General features: G+C 70.0%; 5 protein-coding genes and 1 pseudogene. All 6 read right to left on the minus strand.

The annotated features are described in order from the left end of the window. Positions 1 to 652 (minus strand): large exoprotein (locus QM641_RS12595; protein ID WP_415117008.1); only part of this gene is annotated, 652 nt, incomplete at its 3' end. 117 nt (positions 653 to 769) lie between these two features. Next, positions 770 to 1,522: a YaaA family protein gene (locus QM641_RS12600; protein ID WP_415117010.1), complete on the minus strand. Its 753-nt coding sequence runs from the start codon at positions 1,520 to 1,522 to the stop codon at positions 770 to 772. 3 nt (positions 1,523 to 1,525) lie between these two features. Next, positions 1,526 to 1,786: a F0F1 ATP synthase subunit epsilon gene (locus tag QM641_RS12605; protein WP_415117012.1), complete on the minus strand. Its 261-nt coding sequence runs from the start codon at positions 1,784 to 1,786 to the stop codon at positions 1,526 to 1,528. Position 1,787: 1 nt separating this feature from the next. Further along, positions 1,788 to 3,236, minus strand: coding sequence for a F0F1 ATP synthase subunit beta (atpD, locus tag QM641_RS12610; protein ID WP_415117014.1), 1,449 nt, complete (start codon positions 3,234 to 3,236; stop codon positions 1,788 to 1,790). Between the two features lie 23 nt (positions 3,237 to 3,259). Next, positions 3,260 to 4,162, minus strand: coding sequence for a F0F1 ATP synthase subunit gamma (locus tag QM641_RS12615; RefSeq protein ID WP_415117016.1), 903 nt, complete (start codon positions 4,160 to 4,162; stop codon positions 3,260 to 3,262). Positions 4,163 to 4,184: 22 nt separating this feature from the next. Then, positions 4,185 to 4,556, minus strand: a pseudogene (locus QM641_RS12620) (F0F1 ATP synthase subunit alpha); the annotation flags it as partial.

The following is a 4,556-nucleotide window of genomic DNA, read 5'->3' on the forward strand; positions in this document are numbered from 1 at the left end:
GCGGCGCCGCCGGCGGCGCGTACCCGGCCGGCGGCGCAGGCGGAGTGTAGCCCGCCGGCGGCGGCGTGTATCCCGCCGGCGGTGCGGGGGGCACATACCCCGCCGGCGGGGCCGGCGGCTGGTAGCCCGCGGGCGGATAGCCGCCCGCGGCCGCCTGGCTGGGAACGCCCGCCCACTGCGTGGAATCGGCCAGGAAGGAGTTCTGCGCCCACGGTGCGGGAGGCACCGCGGTGTTCCAGCGCGAACGGTCGAACGCGTTGATCCCGAGCCAGATCGGCGAGAGGAAGACGTACAGGATGACCCAGATGGGCTCCTTCTGCAGCTTCAGCCCCACCCGCCACGCGGCCAGCGCCAGCACCAGCGCCGACGCGATCGAGATGACCCAGCCGAGCACCGGCACCCAGGAGAGCACGAGCGACGCGCCGATCGCGATCAGCACGAGCCACGGGCTCAGGTCGCCGAGCTTGCTGAAGACCATGGTGTTGTAGATCGGCACCCATGCGCGCCAGCGGCCCTGTACGCCGGCCTTGTCGAAGATCTTCATCATGAAGAACGACGTCACGACCCACATCGCGATGGCGAGGAAGAAGACGACGAGCAGCACGACGAGCATGCCCACCGCTGTCGCGGCATCGTAGTCGTAATCGGACACGAGAACACCTCCGGTGTCGTTCCAGGCCTCGTGAGCCCGGCGAGGAGCCCGTCGCCCCCGCGTCTCCATCGTAAGGCAGTCCTCGGCCGCCGGTCCGGGCGAGCGCGCGTGTCGACGTCAGTGCACGACCAGCTCGAACGCGCCCCCGTCGCCGTGCCGCAGCATCCAGCCCGCCCCCGATGCCCAGCGCTCCAACGCCGCCGCCGAGCCGATCCGGGGGCGATCGAGGGCCAGCGCGCGGACGAAGGCCCCCTTCGCGTGCTTGTTGAAGTGGTTGAGCGCACGCACGGCGCCGTCGGCGCCCTCGGTGACGACCCGGACGACCTCGTGCGGCAGGTCGGCCGGAACCGGGCCGAGCGCCGCGTACGCAGCCGAGCGCAGGTCGAGCACGAACGACGCCCCGGTCCCCCCGAGCGCGTCCGTGACCGCACCGGCCCACAGGCGGCGGAGCGCCGGCACCCCGGGAAGGGCCGTGCCCGCGGCGAGCCGGTACGGCGGGATGCCGTCGAGGGCGCCCACCGGTCCGAACGGCGCCGAGTGGATCAGCACGTGCGCGCCCAGCCACCGACGCGCCGCGGCGGGCAGAGTGCGCGCCTGAAGCGCGTCGTACAGCACTCCCGCGTACCGGTCCACCGCCGCCATCGTGGGCGCTGCGCGCAGCGCCGCGTTGTCGGCGATCTCGCCGCGCTGACGCGCGCCGAGCCGCAGCACGCGCGCCGCCCGATCCTCGTCGGCGCTGAGGTCTTCCAGCGCGGCGACGACCCGCTCGCGTTCGGGCCGGAGCGTCGGCAGCGCCAGGGACTCCAGCCGCAACGGCGCGCCGGCACCGCCGGTGCGCTTGGTCTCGGACGGAGGAAGAAGGACCAGCACCCGTCAGGCGACGAGGGCGGCGTCGCTGGCGACGACGGTCACCTCGTCGTTCGCCATCGAGACGAACCCGTCCCTGGCATCGGCCACGACCCTCGTGCCGTCGGCCTGGGTGATGCGCACCTGGCCGTCCGCGAGGGTCGCCAGCACGGGGGCGTGGCCCGCCATGAAGCCGATCTCGCCGATCTTCGTCCGCGCCACGACGAGGGTCGCCTCGCCGGTCCAGACCTCCGCGTCGGCGGAGACGAGCCGCACCTGCAGCGGCATGTCAGCCGTTCTCCTTCTGGATCTTCGCCCACTTCTCCTCGACGTCGGAGATGCCGCCGACGTTGAAGAACGCCTGCTCGGCGACGTGGTCGAACTCGCCCTTGACGATCGCGTCGAACGACTCGACGGTCTCCTTGATCGGGACGGTGGAGCCCTCGATGCCGGTGAACTTCTTCGCCATGTAGGTGTTCTGCGAGAGGAACTGCTGGAGGCGCCGCGCCCGGGCCACGACGATCTTGTCCTCTTCGGAGAGCTCGTCCACACCGAGGATCGCGATGATCTCCTGCAGCTCCTTGTTCTTCTGCAGGATCTGCTTGACGGCCGTCGCGACCCGGTAGTGATCGGCGCCGAGGTAGCGCGGGTCCATGATGCGGCTCGTCGAGGAGAGCGGGTCGACCGCGGGGTACAGACCGCGCGAGGCGATCTCACGGCTCAGCTCGGTCGTGGCATCCAGGTGCGCGAACGTGGTCGCCGGAGCGGGGTCGGTGTAGTCGTCGGCGGGGACGTAGATCGCCTGGAGCGAGGTGATCGAGTGACCGCGGGTCGAGGTGATGCGCTCCTGGAGCACGCCCATCTCGTCGGCGAGGTTGGGCTGGTAGCCCACCGCGGAGGGCATGCGGCCCAGGAGCGTGGAGACCTCGGAGCCGGCCTGCGTGAAGCGGAAGATGTTGTCGATGAACAGCAGCACGTCCTGCTTCTGCACGTCGCGGAAGTACTCCGCCATCGTCAGCGCCGACAGGGCGACCCGAAGACGCGTGCCCGGCGGCTCGTCCATCTGGCCGAAGACGAGGGCCGTCTTGTCGAAGACGCCCGCCTCCTCCATCTCGTGGATGAGGTCGTTGCCCTCGCGGGTGCGCTCCCCGACGCCGGCGAACACCGACACACCGCCGTGGTCCTGCGCCACGCGCTGGATCATCTCCTGGATGAGCACGGTCTTGCCCACGCCCGCACCGCCGAACAGGCCGATCTTGCCGCCCTGGACGTACGGGGTGAGCAGGTCGATGACCTTGATGCCCGTCTCGAACATCTGCGTCTTCGACTCGAGCTGATCGAAGCTGGGCGCGTGGCGGTGGATGCCCCAGCGCTCGGTGACCTCGATCTGCTCGCCCGGCTCGGCGTTGAGCACGTCGCCAGTCGCGTTGAACACGCGCCCCTTGGTGACATCGCCGACCGGAACGGTGATGGGACCGCCGGTGTCGCGCACCTCCTGACCGCGCACCATGCCGTCGGTCGGCTTGAGGGAGATCGCCCGCACGAGGTCGTCGCCGAGGTGCTGGGCGACCTCGAGCGTGATCTCGCTCTCCACGCCGTCGACGACGAGGGTCGTGCGCAGCGCGTTGTAGATGTCGGGGATGGCGTCGTGCGGGAACTCGATGTCGACGACCGGGCCGGTGACGCGCGCGACGCGGCCGACGACCTGGGTGTGCGTCTTCTCAGCGGTGAGGCTCATGGCTTCTTCTCTTTCGATGGGGTCTATTTGCCCGACGCGAGCGCGTCGGCGCCGCCGACGATCTCGGCGATCTGCTGGGTGATCTCGGCCTGGCGCGCGTTGTTGCGCAGGCGGGTGTAGTCGGTGATGAGCTTGTCGGCGTTGTCGCTGGCCGACTTCATGGCCTTCTGCGTGGCGGCGTGCTTGGCCGCCGCCGACTGCAGGAGCGCGTGGAAGATGCGGCTGTGCACGTAGACGGGCAGCAGTTCGTCGAGCACCTCGGTGCCGTCGGGTTCGAACTCGTACAGCGGATACACCGTGGTCGACGGCGGCACCGCCTCGTACGCCTCGATGACGTCGATCGGCAGGAGCCGCACCGTCTGGGGCGCCTGCGTCATCATGCTGACGAAGCTGTTGTAGACGAGGTGGATCTCGTCTACGCCGCCCTGCGCGCTCCCCCGCACGAAGTCGTCGATGACGCGCGCGCCGATCGCCTCGGCGGTCTCGAAGTGCGGCGTGTCGGTGTCGCCGGTCCACTGCGCCGCCGGGGTCACGTGGCGGAACTGGAAGTAGCCGACGGCCTTGCGTCCGACCAGGTAGAAGACCGGCTCGCGGCCCTGCCGGCGAACCAGCTCGGCCAGCTCCAGCCCCTCGCGGATGATCTGCGAGTTGAACGCTCCCGCCAGACCCCGGTCGGAGGAGAAGATGACGATCGCCGAGCGGCGGATCTCGGCGGGCTCCCGCGTGAGCGTGTGGTCCACGTTGGAGTACGTCGCCACCGCCGCCACCGCGCGCGTGACCGCGTCGGCGAACGGCGTCGCGGAGTGCACGCGCGTCAGCGCCTTCTGGATGCGTGAAGCCGCGATCAGCTCCATCGCCTTGGTGATCTTCTTGGTCGTCTGCGCAGAGGCGATCTTCTGCTTGTAGACCCGGAGTTGAGCGCCCATGGTGTGTGTCTTCTAGCCGGCCTCAGCCCCGAACGCCCTTGACGATCTGCTCCTGGCTCACGTCTTCGGCGTCGGCGGGAGCGAACTCCTCCCGGCCCGGGTCTCCGATGTGGTGCTCCTTGCCGGCCTGGAAGGCGAGCAGGACCTTGTCGACCTCGGCCTCCAGCGCGGCCTCGGTGTCGTCGTCGAGCACGTTCGTGTCGCGGATGACGTCGAGGATCGTGGAGTGGCGGCGCAGGTGCTCGATCAGGTCGCGCTCGAACCGCAGCACGTCCTCGACCTCGAGCGTGTCGAGCTTGCCTCGTGTGCCCGCCCACACCGCGACGACCTGCTCCTCCACCGGGTACGGGTCGTACTGCGGCTGCTTGAGCAGCTCGGTCAGGCGCGCACCGCG

Source organism: Microbacterium sp. (genome assembly GCF_047605725.1).
GTDB lineage: Bacteria > Actinomycetota > Actinomycetes > Actinomycetales > Microbacteriaceae > Microbacterium.